This is a genomic window from uncultured Thermosynechococcus sp. (assembly GCF_938074695.1).
GTDB lineage: Bacteria > Cyanobacteriota > Cyanobacteriia > Thermosynechococcales > Thermosynechococcaceae > Thermosynechococcus.
Window position 1 is genome coordinate 1 of the sequence record NZ_CALJEM010000030.1, and the last position, 15,023, is coordinate 15,023.

At 53.6% G+C, this 15,023-nt stretch carries 17 protein-coding genes and 1 pseudogene; 10 read left to right on the forward strand and 8 right to left on the reverse strand.

Features of this window, described 5'->3' with window-relative positions; genetic code table 11:
• The coding region (locus Q0683_RS05030) for a ribonuclease E/G (protein WP_298976587.1) at positions 1 to 1,354 on the forward strand (1,354 nt) is incomplete at its 5' end.
• Positions 1,355 to 1,362: 8 nt separating this feature from the next.
• Positions 1,363 to 2,247 (forward strand): glutaminase, encoded by an 885-nt coding sequence (locus tag Q0683_RS05035; RefSeq protein ID WP_298614496.1) that lies wholly within the window; start codon positions 1,363 to 1,365, stop codon positions 2,245 to 2,247.
• Here Q0683_RS05035 and Q0683_RS05040 read toward each other — a convergent pair.
• The 5 genes and pseudogenes from Q0683_RS05040 to rpmH all read right to left on the reverse strand — a co-directional run bounded on the left by Q0683_RS05040 (position 2,194) and on the right by rpmH (position 4,866).
• Positions 2,194 to 2,730: a R3H domain-containing nucleic acid-binding protein gene (locus Q0683_RS05040; RefSeq protein WP_298976589.1), complete on the reverse strand. Its 537-nt coding sequence runs from the start codon at positions 2,728 to 2,730 to the stop codon at positions 2,194 to 2,196. The genes Q0683_RS05035 and Q0683_RS05040 overlap by 54 nt on opposite strands.
• A gap of 8 nt (positions 2,731 to 2,738) precedes the next feature.
• Positions 2,739 to 3,944, reverse strand: coding sequence for a membrane protein insertase YidC (yidC, locus tag Q0683_RS05045; protein WP_298976591.1), 1,206 nt, complete (start codon positions 3,942 to 3,944; stop codon positions 2,739 to 2,741).
• A gap of 47 nt (positions 3,945 to 3,991) precedes the next feature.
• Entirely contained in the window at positions 3,992 to 4,387 is a 396-nt protein-coding gene (locus Q0683_RS05050; protein ID WP_298614508.1) for a PH domain-containing protein, read from the reverse strand.
• Between the two features lie 24 nt (positions 4,388 to 4,411).
• Positions 4,412 to 4,729, reverse strand: a pseudogene (gene rnpA, locus Q0683_RS05055) (ribonuclease P protein component); the annotation flags it as partial.
• Positions 4,729 to 4,866, reverse strand: a complete 138-nt coding sequence (gene rpmH / locus Q0683_RS05060) for a 50S ribosomal protein L34 (RefSeq protein WP_011056450.1) — start codon at positions 4,864 to 4,866, stop codon at positions 4,729 to 4,731. The gene rpmH and the pseudogene rnpA, both read right to left, overlap by 1 nt.
• A 179-nt stretch (positions 4,867 to 5,045) precedes the next feature.
• On the opposite strand from rpmH, the gene dnaA reads away from it, so the two are divergent.
• Positions 5,046 to 6,407, forward strand: a complete 1,362-nt coding sequence (gene dnaA / locus Q0683_RS05065) for a chromosomal replication initiator protein DnaA (RefSeq protein WP_298614500.1) — start codon at positions 5,046 to 5,048, stop codon at positions 6,405 to 6,407.
• 53 nt (positions 6,408 to 6,460) lie between these two features.
• Entirely contained in the window at positions 6,461 to 7,168 is a 708-nt protein-coding gene (gene ispD, locus Q0683_RS05070; RefSeq protein WP_298618078.1) for a 2-C-methyl-D-erythritol 4-phosphate cytidylyltransferase, read from the forward strand.
• Here the strand turns inward: ispD and Q0683_RS05075 are convergent.
• Both Q0683_RS05075 and Q0683_RS05080 read right to left on the reverse strand, forming a co-directional pair.
• The gene (locus Q0683_RS05075; RefSeq protein ID WP_298614504.1) at positions 7,165 to 7,554 is read right to left on the reverse strand and encodes a hypothetical protein; all 390 of its coding nucleotides are present in this window, start codon (positions 7,552 to 7,554) and stop codon (positions 7,165 to 7,167) included. The two genes, ispD and Q0683_RS05075, sit on opposite strands and share 4 nt — an antisense overlap.
• 99 nt (positions 7,555 to 7,653) lie before the next feature.
• On the reverse strand, positions 7,654 to 8,835 hold the full coding sequence (locus Q0683_RS05080) for an aldo/keto reductase (protein WP_298614506.1): 1,182 nt from the start codon (positions 8,833 to 8,835) through the stop codon (positions 7,654 to 7,656).
• 154 nt (positions 8,836 to 8,989) lie between these two features.
• Here Q0683_RS05080 and Q0683_RS05085 point away from each other — a divergent pair, with 154 nt between their 5' ends.
• The 5 genes from Q0683_RS05085 to lipA all read left to right on the forward strand — a co-directional run bounded on the left by Q0683_RS05085 (position 8,990) and on the right by lipA (position 14,038).
• Positions 8,990 to 10,024, forward strand: a complete 1,035-nt coding sequence (locus Q0683_RS05085) for a PstS family phosphate ABC transporter substrate-binding protein (protein ID WP_298976595.1) — start codon at positions 8,990 to 8,992, stop codon at positions 10,022 to 10,024.
• Positions 10,025 to 10,112: 88 nt separating this feature from the next.
• Positions 10,113 to 10,823, forward strand: a complete 711-nt coding sequence (locus tag Q0683_RS05090) for a helix-turn-helix domain-containing protein (protein WP_298616059.1) — start codon at positions 10,113 to 10,115, stop codon at positions 10,821 to 10,823.
• 134 nt (positions 10,824 to 10,957) lie between these two features.
• On the forward strand, positions 10,958 to 12,115 hold the full coding sequence (locus Q0683_RS05095) for an NDP-sugar synthase (RefSeq protein WP_298976597.1): 1,158 nt from the start codon (positions 10,958 to 10,960) through the stop codon (positions 12,113 to 12,115).
• 4 nt (positions 12,116 to 12,119) lie between these two features.
• Entirely contained in the window at positions 12,120 to 13,124 is a 1,005-nt protein-coding gene (locus Q0683_RS05100) for a permease (protein WP_298616062.1), read from the forward strand.
• 2 nt (positions 13,125 to 13,126) lie between these two features.
• A complete protein-coding gene (gene lipA, locus Q0683_RS05105; RefSeq protein ID WP_298976600.1) occupies positions 13,127 to 14,038 on the forward strand; it encodes a lipoyl synthase in 912 nt (303 codons plus the stop codon).
• A gap of 121 nt (positions 14,039 to 14,159) precedes the next feature.
• On the opposite strand, the gene Q0683_RS05110 is transcribed toward lipA, so the two are convergent.
• On the reverse strand, positions 14,160 to 14,690 hold the full coding sequence (locus tag Q0683_RS05110) for a Dps family protein (RefSeq protein ID WP_298616064.1): 531 nt from the start codon (positions 14,688 to 14,690) through the stop codon (positions 14,160 to 14,162).
• A 104-nt stretch (positions 14,691 to 14,794) separates the two neighbouring features.
• Between Q0683_RS05110 and Q0683_RS05115 the strand changes: the two genes are divergently transcribed.
• Positions 14,795 to 15,023: Asr1405/Asl0597 family protein (locus tag Q0683_RS05115; RefSeq protein WP_298976602.1), on the forward strand; the 229-nt coding region annotated here is incomplete at its 3' end.

Consider the following 15,023-nt stretch of genomic DNA (forward strand, 5'->3'; position numbering starts at 1 on the left):
CTATAGCAGTGATGTCAATCGCATTGTCGTGGATACCCCGGAGGGGGTTAAGCGGGTAAAACAGCACCTGAAAAACTGGAATGCCAATAGGCCGGTGGGGGTTCTCATTGACTATCACCAAGAACCCATTCCCATTTTGGACTACTTCCGGGTCAATGCTGCCATCCGCGAAGCCCTTAAACCCCGTGTTGATTTGCCCTCTGGCGGCTATATCATCATTCAACCTACGGAGGCGCTGACGGTCATTGATGTCAACTCCGGTTCATTCACCAGTTCGGCAACCTCGCGGGAAACAGTGCTGTGGACAAACTGCGAAGCGGCTACAGAAATAGCGCGCCAACTGCGGCTCCGCAATATTGCTGGCGTGATCATTGTGGATTTTATTGACATGGATTCTCGCCGCGACCAGTTGCAACTGCTGGAGCACTTTAGTAAAGCCCTGCGTGCCGATAAAGCCCGACCCCAGATTGCTCAACTCTCAGAACTGGGCTTGGTGGAACTGACCCGCAAACGCCAAGGGCAAAGTATCTATGAACTCTTTGGCCGCCCCTGTAGTGCTTGCGGTGGCTTGGGGCACTTGGTACATTTGCCCGGTGAACCGGAAGACAGCCCCGGTGAAATTGTCGAGCGATCGCCCATGCCACGTCCACCGGAGCCACGCCGCAGCCTAGAACCCCGCAGTGAACCTAACGGGTTTGCCAGTAGCAGCTTAGAGAGTCAGCTCATTAACCACCCTGACTACCAAGCAGTGGGGGGGATTCGTCCCCGTTCCTCCCGCAGTAGTCCTCCACCAACCCCCCGCAGTCCTCGCCGTACCGCCGAAAATGGCAATGGCCGTAAGGTAATTACGGCACCGACGGAGACGGCACCCTCTCCTGTGGTCAAAGTGGAGAGTCGTTCCCCACGCCCTGCCCGTCCTAGCCGCTCGGAACCCGCGGAAGTAATTACGGTAACGATGACGGATCAAGAGCAGGCGGTCTATGCAGAAATGGGAATTTCACCCCTTGTACTGCATTCTGGAGAAGTGAAGAATCCTCAGGGAACGATTGTTATGGTGGCACGCCCCGGCCAAGACCCCCTGCCCCTTCCCAAGAAAACGGCGCGACCCATCAGCGAGGGAATGCCTGAGGATGTTCCGGAAACTGCCGATGAGCTGCCCTCCCCTGGGGCTAGCACGATTAATGTCGAGCCGATTCCTGCCACAACGTTACTCAATAGCAGTGAGCAAGAAGTGACTCCTAACACCGAATCGGTCGCGGAGGCAGCACCGCCAGAGGCCTCTATGCCCGCAGGGCGGCGGCGGCGGCGACGGGTGACCAGTAGCGAGCAACTTTCCCTTGATGCCAACGCTTAGGCGCAGTAATGTTGAAGCACCTCCACCCTGCCCTCATCCAAGAGTGGCTTGAGGCGGCTGCAACAGAGATTCCTAAGGGGGAACCGCTTCAGCGGCTACCGAGGGTGGGGGCTGAGGCCTTTGCTTTGGCAGTGGTTACGCCGGAGCACCAGTTTACGCTGGGGTGTTCCAGTTTACGCTTTCCCTTAATGAGCGCGATTAAGCCCTTTTTACTCCTGTATGCCTTGACGCTATGGCAAGAGCAGGTGTGGACGTGGGTAGGGCAGCGCCCCTCGGATTACCCCTATAACTCTGTGGTGCAGTTAACCCTTGATCAGGGATGGCCGCGGAATCCAATGATCAACAGTGGGGCGATCGCCCTCGCGAGCCAGTTGACCCATGTGGGCGGTGTCGCCGTTTTTCAAACTTGGCTCAATGAGTGTGCGGGTACCCAGCTACAAGTAGATCAGGAGGTGTTAGCGGCGGTCTATCGCCATCCCAACTGGCAAAATCGCTCCCTTGCCCACTTCTTGGTGGAGTCTGGACGCATTGCTGATGCGGGGGTCGCCCTTGAGAACTACAATCAGGTGTGCTGTTTCCAAGGAACAATTGAGGAAGTCGCTCGCTTGGGTCTCCTCTTAGCGTTGCCCCATGAAAAGGTGAGCGATCGCCACCGCCAGCAGGTGAATGTGCTCATGCTTACCTGTGGCCTCTACGAGGACTCCCCCCGCTATGCCCTAGAGATTGGCTTACCCATGAAATCGGGGGTGAGCGGCGTAATTTTGGCCATTGTGCCACGCCAAGGGGCGATCGCCTGCTACAGTCCCCCCCTCGATAGCAGTGGCAACTCGATTTTGGGGCTATACCTGCTCCAGCGCATCAGCCGCCACCTCAGCCTTAGTCCCTTGGGCTAACTGCACCACCAAGCGCCGATCTGGCTCTTCACCATAGCTAAAGGTTTCCAGGCGATCGCTCTCTACCCTAATAAGACTGTGCACGACACGCCGCTCTGCTGCTGAAAGGGAGCGGATTTCAACGGGTTTACCGGTGCCGAGGACTTGGGCAGCCACCTGCTGGGCAATCTGCTGCAACTGACGATAACGGGCACGGCGGTAGCCTGCCAATTCCAAAGTAAAGGCCGTTTGTTCCTCCCGCGATCGCCCTAAATTCAACGTAGCGTTGAGCAGATATTGCAGCGCATCAAGGGCTTGGGCGTTGTTGGCCAAGAGTGCCTCAATTTGTGCAGCACTTAGCCACTGGCGATCAATTTCCAGCCAATGCCCCGGTACCACACCCGCTAATGGGGACTCCACCACAGCAACAGTTGTCTTAAAGCCTGCCAAAGCAAGCGCCTGTTCCAGCCACGCACACCCCGCAGCAATTGGATCAGCCGTCATGCCTCCCCTCAACTGGATGGATTCCGCTTAGCTTTGGTGGCCTTGGTACTTTTGGCACCCTTGCCCTCAAAGGGAAGAGCAGCCCGATTTTTGAGGGCTTCCGCTCGTTCCTGCTCTTCCACGAGTTTCTGCAGATTTTCTGGCAGTGGCTCCTGTTGCAGGATAAAGGTTTGCACCGTCTGGAAGATGTTGGCGATCAACATATAGAGCAGTACCCCTGCCGGCAGCGGGAAAAAGAGAAACATTCCCGAAAAGATAATTGGCGTCAATTGATTCACGGTTTGCTGCTGGGGGTTATTGCTGCTCCCTTGGCCAGAGAGCAACTGGTTGACGTAGAGACTGACGCCAAAGCCAAGAATCATGATCAGAATATCCCAGTGGATCGCACCCCAATTAAACTGGCGTGTACCGTCGGGCAGGGTTGTAAACAGTTCCCCTTGATCAATGACCCCCACATGGCCAAGGGCAGAAATGAAGAGGAAACCTTTATCTGCCGCAATTCCCGGAATTGTGCCCTGAACGGTTACATCGCCGGGTTGCAGAGCCTGCAGATGGCCTTCACTGTCAACGGTTGCCCGCTCTTGACCGCGAATAATTTGCCACTTAGGTTGCAAATGGCTATTGGGATAGGCAGCTACCAGTTCACTAAAAGGCTTACCTTCCTTAGTTTGAAATTGAAGATCGACTGTTTGACCCACGGGAATTTTGGTACCGATGGGAACCACTGCCTGAATGGGAAAGTGTACTCCTTCGTCAACGTAAATATTTTGCGGTTTAGTGGCAAAGGGTTGGGCTATGACCGCTTGATCGGGGGGAACAATTTGTAGGTTGAGCTGGTAATTCACATCGGCAAAGGGGGAACCGCGCAGTGTGGCAAAAAGGGCAAAAAGAATCGGCAACTGCAACAGCAGGGGAAAGCAACCCGCCAAGGGATTGCCAAATTCCCTATACACCTCTGCCATTGCCTTTTGCTGTTCCGCAGGATTGTCCTTGTATTTTTGTTGGATTTCCTGCATCCGCTTTTGCATGATCGGCTGCACAACTTTCATGCGCCGCATGTTGCGAATGGATCCTGCACTGAGGGGATAAAGGGCAAAGCGCACCACCAGTGTCAGCGCCACAATGGCAAGGCCATAGCTCGGCACAATCCCATAGAAAAAATCAAGGATTGGCAGCATGACATTGTTGGAGAGGAAACCGATACCAAAATCCATGGAATCCTGCAATTAAGGGTGAACAGTTAACAGAACTATCTTAGGTCTTAAGAACCAATCGCGCCACTGACACTTTTGGCAGCGGGACTCAATTTAGTGGCAATGTAGTTGTAGATTTCACGAAAGCGAGGGACAGCACGCATTTCTAAACGGCTACCATCTTTGAGGGTGATAACCATGTCGCCGTAGGCTCCCCAACCACGGGGAACGGTGACGACTTTAGTGATTTCACTGTAGATGACATCGGAGCGATCGCGCCCCATCCAGCCACCAATCACGGTAATTCGCCGATTTGTAATACGGTAACGCAGCCAGAGGGCACGGACAATGGCACCGACCGTGAGGGGCAAACAAATCACCGTCAGCCCCAACAGTAAGTTGATCAGCAAGTCACCCCAATGGGGACCGCCTTCGTAGAAAACGTCTTCCGAAATTCCCGGCATCGTCAGTACCCCTGCTTTGGCCATCAATTGCGTCAATTCAGCGCGACAGTCCTCGTCACTGACTTGCAGTGCCGCCTGACGCACTACCACAATCATATCCCACCCTGCGGCTATCTGCGGTAGCAGTGGGTGGATCACCCGTCGCCACTGCCGCTTCAAACGGTTGCGATCAACGGCTCGCTTGCTGACCTTTTTGCCGACCACGATCCCCAGCCGTGGCGCTGCCCTATGGGATTGGGGTGCCAGCCAAAGAACGGCCAGTTTGCCGTGGTGGGCGGTTTTGTGTTCATAGACACGGTCAAAATCATGGCGATCGCGCAGGCGATGTTGACGAGGCAGCACTAGACGGTGAGCCGTGCCCGTCCCTTACGGCGCCGTGCCTTGATTACGTTCTGACCCGATTTGGTACGCATGCGCGCACGGAATCCGGAGGTGCGTTTGCGTTTGCGGACAGTGCCGCCCAGTGTACGTTGCGTCATAGCTGTTGCAGTTATGATGGTTCATTAGAACAAACACTGCCCCAAAGGGCACGCCCTAGTCAGTGGTTAGAGCGATCTACAATCGTATCACTTCCCGTGAGGCAGCGGTAGCTCTAGAAGGCTATTGCTGTTTTGGTCGTGTTGCCTATCCTTGCTCACATCCTACGGACGAGGTTTGCGTGATTAGCTCTGCCGAAGATCTCTGGCATCAAATTTTAGAGCGGTTGCAACTGTTGCTCAGTCGCCCGACGTTTGAAACTTGGATCAAGACGGCAACGGTGCAGTCCTTTGATGGCCAAACGCTGACCATTTGCACCCCCAATCCCTTTGCTCGCAACTGGTTGCAAAAGTACTATCTGAAAACCATTGCCGATGTGGCACGGGAGGTTGTCGGTAAGGCGGTAGAGATTGAACTGGCGATCGCCCAAGGGGCAGAGCACGACCCCAGTATTCGCCCCACCAGTCGTGCTGAAGCAGAGGCGACCACCCCTACAGCTCGCCCTCGCGGCAGTGAACTAAATCCTAAGTACGTCTTTTCCCGCTATGTGGTTGGCCCCAATAACCGCATGGCCCATGCGGCCTGCTTGGCCGTGGCGGAATCACCGGGGCGGGAGTTTAACCCCCTGTTTCTCTGTGGCGGGGTTGGCTTGGGCAAAACCCATCTCATGCAGGCAATTGGTCACTATCGCTTGGAAATTGACCCCAATGCCAAGATTTTCTATGTTTCTACCGAGCAGTTTACGAATGACTTGATTGCCGCCATCCGCAAAGACAGTATGCAGAGCTTTCGCGAGCACTATCGTGCCGCAGACATCATGCTGGTGGATGACATTCAATTCATTGAGGGCAAAGAATATACCCAAGAGGAGTTTTTTCACACCTTCAACACGCTGCACGAGGCCGGCAAGCAGGTGGTCTTGGCCAGCGATCGCCCCCCCAGTCAAATTCCCCGTCTCCAGGAGCGCCTCTGTTCCCGCTTTTCCATGGGGCTAATTGCCGATATTCAACCCCCCGACTTGGAAACCCGTATGGCCATCCTCCAGAAAAAAGCGGAGTACGAGAATATTCGCTTGCCGCGGGAGGTGATTGAGTATATTGCCGCCAGCTACACCTCCAATATTCGGGAATTGGAGGGGGCACTGATTCGAGCCGTTGCCTACATTTCTATTTCGGGGTTACCGATGACGGTGGAAAATATAGCCCCCGTCTTGAGTCCAACCACTCGTAAAATTGAAACCTCACCAGAAGTCATCCTGAAGGTGGTCTCTGAAGCGCTGAACGTGTCCATCAGTGATCTCAAGGGCAACTCCCGCCGCCGCGAAATTAGCATGGCACGTCAAGTGGGCATGTATTTGATGCGCCAATACACCGGCTTGAGTCTGCCGAAAATTGGTGAAGAGTTTGGCGGTAAGGATCACACCACCGTCATGTATAGCTGTGACAAGGTGGCCGAACTGCAACGTACCGATCCAGAAATGGGCAGCCTGCTGCGGCAACTCAGCGATCGCATCAATTTGGCCAGCCGTCCTACAGAGTCATAGTACCCAGAGCCTGCCTATGCCAAGATAAAAAAACAGTCTTCAAAAGGGCATGAATGCACATCCTCATTCCCGCCGCCGGCATGGGTAAACGCATGGGGGCAAGCCACAATAAGCTGCGCTTGCAACTCCTTGGTAAACCCCTTTTGGCATGGACCCTAGAAGCGGTTGCTGCTGCCGATGCCATCGAATGGATTGGCGTCATTGGCCAGCCAGAGGACTTTCCCATTTGGGAAGCACTCCTGGGGGACTTGAACCTACGACAGCCTGTCCATTTGATTCAAGGAGGTGAGACCCGCCAAGCCTCAGTGTTTAACGGGTTGCAGGCGCTCCCTGAAACGGCTGAGCAGGTGCTGATCCACGATGGTGCCCGCTGTCTGGCTACCCCTGATCTGATTAACCGCTGTGCCCACGCCTTAAAGACCTATGCCGGCCTGATTGCAGCGGTACCCGTCAAAGATACAATTAAAATCGTCAACCGTGAAGGCGTTGTTGTCCAAACTCCAGAGCGGGCTTCCCTTTGGGCCGCCCAAACCCCCCAAGGCTTTCGCGTCGAACCCCTGCGTATTGCCCATGAAATGGCTGTGGCCAAAGGCTGGGAGGTCACAGATGATGCTGCCCTCTTTGAACGCCTCGGCTATGCCGTGCACATTGTCCCCGGCGAAGAAACCAATCTCAAGATCACCACCCCCAGCGATCTCCCCCTTGCAGAACGAATCTTGCAGCATCGCCGGGAGCAAGGCCAAGGAGTGATAGCATCCTAAGCTAAGGTTTCAGGGCAGTAGCCCAAGCCTTGAATAAACTGTTTGCGAAACACTTCAATATCATCGTAGTTGGGGTAGCCGTGGGAGACAATCGCCACTTGATAACGACGCATTACATCCACCATTGACTGCCCGGTTTCCAGTGCCCACAGTGCCATTTTCAGCGAAATCTTTGGTGTGTAGGGGAAACCCAATTCGTTCAAGAAGGCGCGGAAATTCCCTGCTTGTGTGTCGCAGAGGGGCGAATGCATTTTAATGCGAACCACCCATCCATCTACTTGATGAATGACCGTAACAAACTGAACAGGTAAATTGGCGTATTCATGCAAGAATTGCACAACCCGCAGGGTAAGGCTGGCATTGCTGAGGTGATAGATAAAATCCATAGTGTTGACCTCTTACCCTTAATACTTCTATTGTCGGTGGCACAAAGAGCGATCGCCTAGGGGAATTGTCCGCGATTTGCTGGGGGAACTCCCCTATCCCTAGGACTGAGATAATCGCCGCTGGGGAGTGCCACTCAGCAGATCATGGGCCGCTTGCAAAATTCTTGGGATCTTGTGCCGATGGGGACTGTTCTGCAAACAGGGGGCTAAATCCAAGTGTTTGACCTGTGCTGCATTGGCACCCGGAAACCAGTGGCCGCCGTTGCCAAGCAAGTTATAGCGCATGCGGGCATACTCGAGCAAATCATAGGCCTGCACCAGATTCCACAGCCAGAGAATGATCGGGATATTCACTTCACCGGGGGTGTGGCGGTAGTCCGGCAGTCCCTCCTGCCAAGTGTAATACCAGTCTTCCCCCAGACGCTCAATGGCAGCTTGCTCTAGCCGTGCCAAGATCGGCGGCAGAATCTCATCGGCCTGATCTAGAAGGTCTAGCACCTTCAGGTGTTCGTCAAAATCACTGGGGCGAGCAGCACCAATACTGAGGGTATGCACTTGGGGATGGGAGAGGCAAAACAAATCGTTAAAGACGATTGGGCTGAGGGGGGCACACAGTTCCACAAGGCGTCGGGGTGGTTTGTAGAGCATCCCCCCTTTATCCGCAGGGCTAATGATAAAAACGCCCATATCGCGGGCTTGGGCATCAAGGATGGCGGGCCAATTCTGCTGGTTGATGTAGTACCAGTGCAGGTTGACATAGTCAAAAACATCGCTGGCGATCGCCTGCCGAATCACCTCCAGGCTACCGTGGGTAGAAAAACCTATGAAGCGAATCTTCCCTGCCGCTTGAAAGTCCCGTGCCACCTCTAGGCATCCCCCCGGTCGCAACACCTGTTCTAGATGCTCCGGGAGATTAATGCCATGGATCCCCAGCAAATCAATGTAGTCTAGCCGCAGATTGCGCAGCGAGGTTTCCAAAGTTTCCCGAAATTCCTTGGCCGTGGGTTTAGGCGCCACTTTGGTTTGCACGATCAGTTTTTCGCGCGGCAACCGAGGTAGAATTTTGCCCAACTGCACTTCTGAAGTGCCATAACCCCGCGCGGTTTCAATGTGATTAATTCCTAGCTCAACGGCTCGGCGAATCGTCGCCTCTAGATTGCGTTGATTGTCCTCAGGAATCGTACTCGGACTAATATCCTGCCATGAAAACTGATAGCGCATGCCGCCACAGGAAAAGACGGGCATTGGGAGTTGGGTGCGACCAAAGCGACGGTAGCGCATAGTAAACTCAACAAACCTTTCTTCATCATTTTCGCGGAATTCCCGATTCTGCGCTAATGGGGGTGTTAGCGGCTGACGCAGCGGAACTCCACACCGCGCCCACAACATTCGCTGGTTTGGGCTAGGCTAGAAAAAATGCCAGCAATTATTTTGTATGTCCCAAGGGAAAAGTCATTCTCTCTTGCCTCTACTTCTTTCCCTGCTGACTACCCTAGGTCTTTTGGGCATTGGTGCAGTGCTGGTGCTTCGCCTCATGAATGAGGGCGCCCCATTGGGCAATGGAGGTTCCAATCTGGGAAGTGGCGGTCAATCCACATTTACCCAAGTGAAAAATGTCCCCAGTGGACTGTTTAATTATGGCGGCAGCACCACTTGGGCACCGATTCGCCGCGATGTGGATCCGCTGCTGCAAGCGGCTTGGCCAAACTTTCAACTGCGCTATGTGGATCCGCCCACGGGAACCCCAGGATCGGGCAGTGGCATTCGCATGTTGTTGAATAATCAACTGTCTTTCTCGCAGTCTTCCCGTCCCCTGAAGGAGGAAGAGATAGCCAAGGCAGCCGCTCAGGGTATGAAATTAACTGCGATTCCCGTAGCTATTGATGGGCTGGCGATCGCCGTCAATCCGAGGCTGGGCATCCCTGGACTGACAGTGCAACAGGTTACGGACATCTACACAGGCAAAATAACCAACTGGCAGCAGGTGGGCGGACCGAATCTAACCATCACGCCCTTTTCCCGCCGACCTGAAGATGGGGGCACCGTTGAATACTTTATTCAAGAAGTCCTAGGCAAACAGCCCTTTGGTCGTAACGTCGTCATGGTTCGGGATACTACCGATGGCCTACGGCGTGTTGCTGCCACATTAGGGGGCATTTACTATGCCTCTGCCCCAGAGGTAGTCGGTCAGTGCAGCATCCACCCGCTTCCCCTCGGTCGTCAGCCCAATCAATACGTCCCTCCCTATCAGGAACCCTACGTTCCTCCGGCACGCTGTCCTCAACAGCGCAACCAACTCAATCACCGCGCGTTTCAAGAGGGCACTTACCCCATCACCCGCCGCCTATTTGTGATTGCTAAGGAAGACAATAGCCTTGATGCCCAAGCGGGTCGTGCCTACGCTGAACTTTTGCTCACCGATCAAGGACAAGCGGCCATTGAAAAGGCAGGGTTTGTGCGCCTGCGCTAGGGGGTGATCGGTTTTGGATAAAATCAGTATTCTGGCACCGCCACCTCAGATAATAGATTAGATCTTGCCATCTGCTTCTTACTCATCCATGACCTACAAGCGACTCAGCGACAGCGAACGCCAGCGTATCTTTCAACAGTACACCGCCGGACAAACAATTAAGGCTCTGGCAGCGGAGTTTGGTGTGAGTGAAAATACCATTCGCCGTGTCATCAAACAAATGGAGGAGAAAGCTGCTGTTCCTGAGACTGAAGAAGTGCCCTTACTCGCAATGGCAACAACGGATGAGATAGCAGAGGAGGATGACCTCGACGTAGAACCAGCAGAGACCGTTGCCCTCGATGAGGATGACTATAGCGATGAAGAGGATGAGGATCTCGAAGAGGAGGACGAAGAGGAACTGGATGAAGACATTCCTTTACCTGAGCTTGCCGAGGTGGAAGTGGTGCAGTCGGTGGAGATTATGCCCCTTTCGGAGGCTGTGCTGCCCCGTCCTTGTTATGTCGTCGTGGATCGGCGGGCTGAATTACTGACTCGTCCTTTGAAGGCCTTTCGCGGCTTAGGCGCCCTCTCTAGTGAGGAGGCTCAACAAAGCACCTTACCCATTTTCGATAGCCGTCCTGTGGCTCTCCGCTATTCTCAGCAAAATCAACGCCTTTATAAAGCCAGCGATGTGCAGTGGCGCAAGACAGTCGTCAAGGTACCCGACGGAGAAATGCTGCGGAAAGTGCGCAGCTATCTTCAGTCCAAAGGCATTACGCGCTTGCTTTACCATGGGCGGGTATATGCTCTTGATTAAGGTAAGCTAGGGGGGATACCGCTCTTTTCACAGGGATGGAACATACTCGAAAGGGTTCAACCACCTTAGAAAAGGGTTGTCATTATAAGCGGGGCTGTCTCCCTTGATGTGTTGGTAGATTGGGTACAACCGATATGAAAGCAATGATCTTGGCGGCTGGAAAAGGCACGCGGGTACGCCCGATTACATACACCATTCCTAAGCCAATGATCCCAATTTTGCAAAAGCCCGTGATGGAATTTCTCGTCGAACTCCTCCGCCAGCACGGGTTTACCGAAATTATGGTCAACGTTAGCCACCTAGCCCATGAGATTGAAAGGTACTTTCAGGACGGACAGCGCTTTGGGGTAGAGATTGCCTACTCCTTTGAAGGCTATATTAAAGACGGTGAACTGGTGGGGAAAGCCCTAGGTTCTGCAGGGGGGATTAAGCGAATTCAAGATTTTCACCCCTTTTTTGACGATACGTTTGTTGTTTTGTGCGGCGATGCCCTGATTGATTTGGATTTGACAGCAGCCGTGGCTTGGCACCGCCAAAAGGGGGCGATCGCCACCGTAATTATGAAAACAGTGCCCAAAGAAGATGTCTCGAGCTACGGCGTTGTTGTTACCGATGAGTCTGATCGCATCATTGCCTTCCAAGAAAAACCCAGTGTCGAAGAAGCCCTGAGCAACAATATCAACACGGGGATTTATATTTTTGAGCCAGAGGTCATTGATTATATTCCCTCCAACCAAGAGTATGACATTGGGAGCCAGCTATTTCCCAAGCTCGTAGAAATGGGTGCCCCCTTCTATGGGCTAGCCATGGACTTTGAGTGGATTGACATTGGTAAAGTACCCGACTACTGGCAAGCGGTGCGGGGCGTTCTCGACGGTACAATTAAGAATGTTTCGATTCCCGGCCATGAGCGGTTTCCGGGAATTTATACTGGGCTGAATGTGGCGGCTAATTGGGATAAGGTGACGATCCAAGGCCCGGTGTACATTGGCGGCATGACGAAGATTGAAGACGGCGCAACAATTATTGGACCGACAATGATTGGTCCCAACTGCCACATTTGCAGTGGTGCAGTCGTTGATAACTGCGTGATTTTTGAGTATTCTCGCCTCGGATCCGATGTTCGCTTGGTGGATAAACTGGTCTTTGGGCGCTACTGCGTCGATAAAACGGGCACCACCATTGATCTGAAAGCGGCTGCCCTAGATTGGCTGATTACCGACTCACGGCAAACGGATATCCAGCCGAGTCCCCTTGAATTGAAGGAGATTGTATCCCAAACTCCACGCTAACCCCATGACATTTGCGAATCAATTGCAGAGCGGCTTCACACTTTTTCTGAGCCTCTTGGTAGAGGCGCTGCCATTTCTGCTGCTGGGGATTTTGCTTTCCAGTGGGCTACTGCTGTTTGTAGATGAGCAGGCCCTGATTCGTCGCTTACCGCGATCGCCCCTGCTGGGCGCTTTGGTGGGCAGTTGTATCGGCTTTCTTTTTCCGGTATGCGAGTGTGGCAATGTACCGGTGGCGCGGCGATTGCTAATACAAGGGCTGCCGACCTCCGTGGTCATTGGTTTTTTGTTGGCGGCACCCACGATCAACCCAATTGTAATTTGGGCAACTTGGACGGCCTTTCGCGATCAGCCGGAGATTGTCGTGTTTCGTGTCCTCTTTTCACTGGCGATCGCCACCACTATTGGCTGGGTCTTTAGTTTTCAAAAGGATCTCACCCCCTTTTTGCAGCCCACCGTCACCGCTCTGATGCGTCGCCCCCAACCCCAAACAACGGCTGTTCCTGCCCTGCTGCAGTCGGGCACTTACTTGTTGGGTACCCCCGGTCAACCCCTTGCCATGGAAACGTTAACCCTTGCCCCCCCTCCCCCAAGGATTCCCTGGCAGCAGCGCCTACCCCAAGTTCTAGACAATGTAGTGCAAGAATTTCGTGAACTGGGGGGCATTCTCGTCCTCGGCAGTCTAGGGGCAACGCTCATTCAGGTAGCTGTTCCCCGTGAACTCATTCTCAGCCTTGGCCAAGGGCCGGTGATCTCAGTGGTGGCGATGATGCTCCTCGGCACAGTGATTTCCATTTGCTCCACCGTGGATGCCTTCTTTGCCCTGGCCTTTGCTGCCACGTTTACACCGGGGTCAATTCTTGCTTTTCTGGTTCTCGGCCCCATGGTGGATCTCAAGGGGCTGGGGTTATTGCTGACGATTTTCCGTCCCCGTGCTTTGATTTACATCTTTCTGTTGGTGGCACAATTGACGTTTTCCCTTTGTTTGTTTTTGAATTTGCAGTGGAGTTAGCCGTGGTGATTAAACCGGAGTGGTTACGGGTCAAAGCCCCCCAATGGCAGCGGGTCGGGTCAGTCAAGGAACTCCTGCGGGACTTAAATCTTAATACCGTTTGCGAAGAGGCCTCTTGCCCCAATATTGGGGAGTGTTTCCATGAAGGAACAGCGACGTTCTTAATGATGGGTTCAGCGTGCACCCGCGCTTGCCCCTACTGCGATATTGATTTTGCCAAAAAGCCTCTGCCCTTGGATGCCACTGAACCTCACCGCCTTGCGGAAGCGGTAGTGCGCCTGCGTCTTAATCATGTCGTGATTACCGCCGTGAATCGGGATGATCTGCCGGATGGTGGGGCATCTCACTTTGTGGCCACGATTGAGGCCGTGCGGGCGCGATCGCCCCAGACCACTATTGAAGTACTCATTCCCGATCTGTGTGGCAATTGGCAAGCCCTAGACCAAATTTTGGCTGCCAGTCCAGACGTGCTCAACCACAACACCGAAACGGTGCCCCGTCTCTATCGGCGGGTGCGTCCTCAAGGCAACTATCAGCGCAGTCTAGAGCTGCTGCAACGGGTGCGCGATCGCGCTCCGTGGATCTACTCCAAGTCCGGCATTATGGTGGGCTTGGGAGAAACCCCTGAGGAGGTAGCGGCGGTAATGGCAGATCTGCGGCAAGTGGGCTGTGATATTCTCACGATTGGCCAGTACCTCCAACCCAGTCCCAAACACTTACCTGTGCAGGCGTTTATTCCCCCAGTGCAATTTGAGGCATGGCGCCAACTGGGAGAATCCATGGGCTTTTTGCAGGTGGTCTCCTCTCCCCTTACCCGCAGTTCCTACCACGCCGAGCAGGTGCGCACCCTGATGCAGCAATATCCGCGCCAGCGTCCTGCAACGAACAATCTTGAGGAAAGTTATTGCAATTAAATTTCAATTAGGCTAGGCTAAGTGGTAGGAAAAATCTGCATTAAAAAACCCCCTTGAGTGGGGGTATGGTATGAATAAATATCATCTTGTGTTAGGACTCGTTAACCAAAATTGCGAAAGACTACCCCTTCAGGCTATCGTCGGCCAGAAAGTGGGCAATATGGTAGGCGCGCTCCTCCGTCTTCAAGAGGATTTGATCGTACAGATACGCCGTGGCGCGATCGCCCAAACTTTCTGCCTGGGTAGCCTGTTGCCGCAGAATTCCGATAATGGCCTGCTCCGCTTGCAAATCATTGCTGAGCATTTGCCGACAGCTAAAAGCCCCCTCGGGTTCAGGGGTAAAACCACAGAGAGCTGCCAACTGCTGGAAACCGGCCACGGGCACACCTCCCAAGCCATTGAGCCGTTCTCCCAAGTCGTGGATGTGACCTTGCACCTGTTCGTAGCAGTTTTGGAAAAACTGATGCAGCATGTAAAACTCTGCACCCTCAACAACAAAATGATGCTTTTGGTACTGCAAATAAAGGGCTTGAAAACTCGCCAGGAGGCGATTCATCCCTTCGCACACCGGTGTTGTCGTGGATTTGTCCAGCAACACTACCGTGTCAGCCATCTCGCCAAAGGCTTGGCGTGGCGAAGTCCTGGTCGTCATAGCACGATACTCCTTTGGGGCACTAGTGAGCTACTGCCATTTGCTCTAACAGACCCATCCTAAGCTACTTTGCTGTATTTTTTCAACAACGGAGTGCTTATTGAATGTCTATAAACCCCCAGCTTATTGCAGTTCCATGGCAACTGCGTTGGCCAATCTACCAACGGCTCACCGATTTGGGTGTGCCCTGTGAGTATGCCCCCTATCAACCCCTGACAGCGGAGGCCAACTCTCCCCTAGCGGCACTGCAGGTGTGGTCAGTGGTACGCCAAGTTTCTGCTCCTCGTCACACGTTGATAGGTTGGTTAGAGCAGTGCTGGAATTACAATTGGA

What these genes read in the sequence shown, in the direction of transcription:
- ispD (WP_298618078.1), top strand. Translation starts at nt 6,461, where the DNA reads ATGCACATCCTCATTCCCGCCGCCGGCATGGGTAAACGCATGGGGGCA.
- Q0683_RS05075 (WP_298614504.1), bottom strand. Translation starts at nt 7,554, where the DNA reads ATGGATTTTATCTATCACCTCAGCAATGCCAGCCTTACCCTGCGGGTT.
- Q0683_RS05035 (WP_298614496.1), top strand. Translation starts at nt 1,363, where the DNA reads ATGTTGAAGCACCTCCACCCTGCCCTCATCCAAGAGTGGCTTGAGGCG.
- Q0683_RS05080 (WP_298614506.1), bottom strand. Translation starts at nt 8,835, where the DNA reads ATGCGCTACCGTCGCTTTGGTCGCACCCAACTCCCAATGCCCGTCTTT.
- rpmH (WP_011056450.1), bottom strand. Translation starts at nt 4,866, where the DNA reads ATGACGCAACGTACACTGGGCGGCACTGTCCGCAAACGCAAACGCACC.
- yidC (WP_298976591.1), bottom strand. Translation starts at nt 3,944, where the DNA reads ATGGATTTTGGTATCGGTTTCCTCTCCAACAATGTCATGCTGCCAATC.
- Q0683_RS05110 (WP_298616064.1), bottom strand. Translation starts at nt 14,690, where the DNA reads ATGACGACCAGGACTTCGCCACGCCAAGCCTTTGGCGAGATGGCTGAC.
- Q0683_RS05050 (WP_298614508.1), bottom strand. Translation starts at nt 4,387, where the DNA reads ATGCCGGGAATTTCGGAAGACGTTTTCTACGAAGGCGGTCCCCATTGG.
- Q0683_RS05100 (WP_298616062.1), top strand. Translation starts at nt 12,120, where the DNA reads ATGACATTTGCGAATCAATTGCAGAGCGGCTTCACACTTTTTCTGAGC.
- Q0683_RS05085 (WP_298976595.1), top strand. Translation starts at nt 8,990, where the DNA reads ATGTCCCAAGGGAAAAGTCATTCTCTCTTGCCTCTACTTCTTTCCCTG.
- Q0683_RS05040 (WP_298976589.1), bottom strand. Translation starts at nt 2,730, where the DNA reads ATGACGGCTGATCCAATTGCTGCGGGGTGTGCGTGGCTGGAACAGGCG.
- Q0683_RS05095 (WP_298976597.1), top strand. Translation starts at nt 10,958, where the DNA reads ATGAAAGCAATGATCTTGGCGGCTGGAAAAGGCACGCGGGTACGCCCG.
- Q0683_RS05090 (WP_298616059.1), top strand. Translation starts at nt 10,113, where the DNA reads ATGACCTACAAGCGACTCAGCGACAGCGAACGCCAGCGTATCTTTCAA.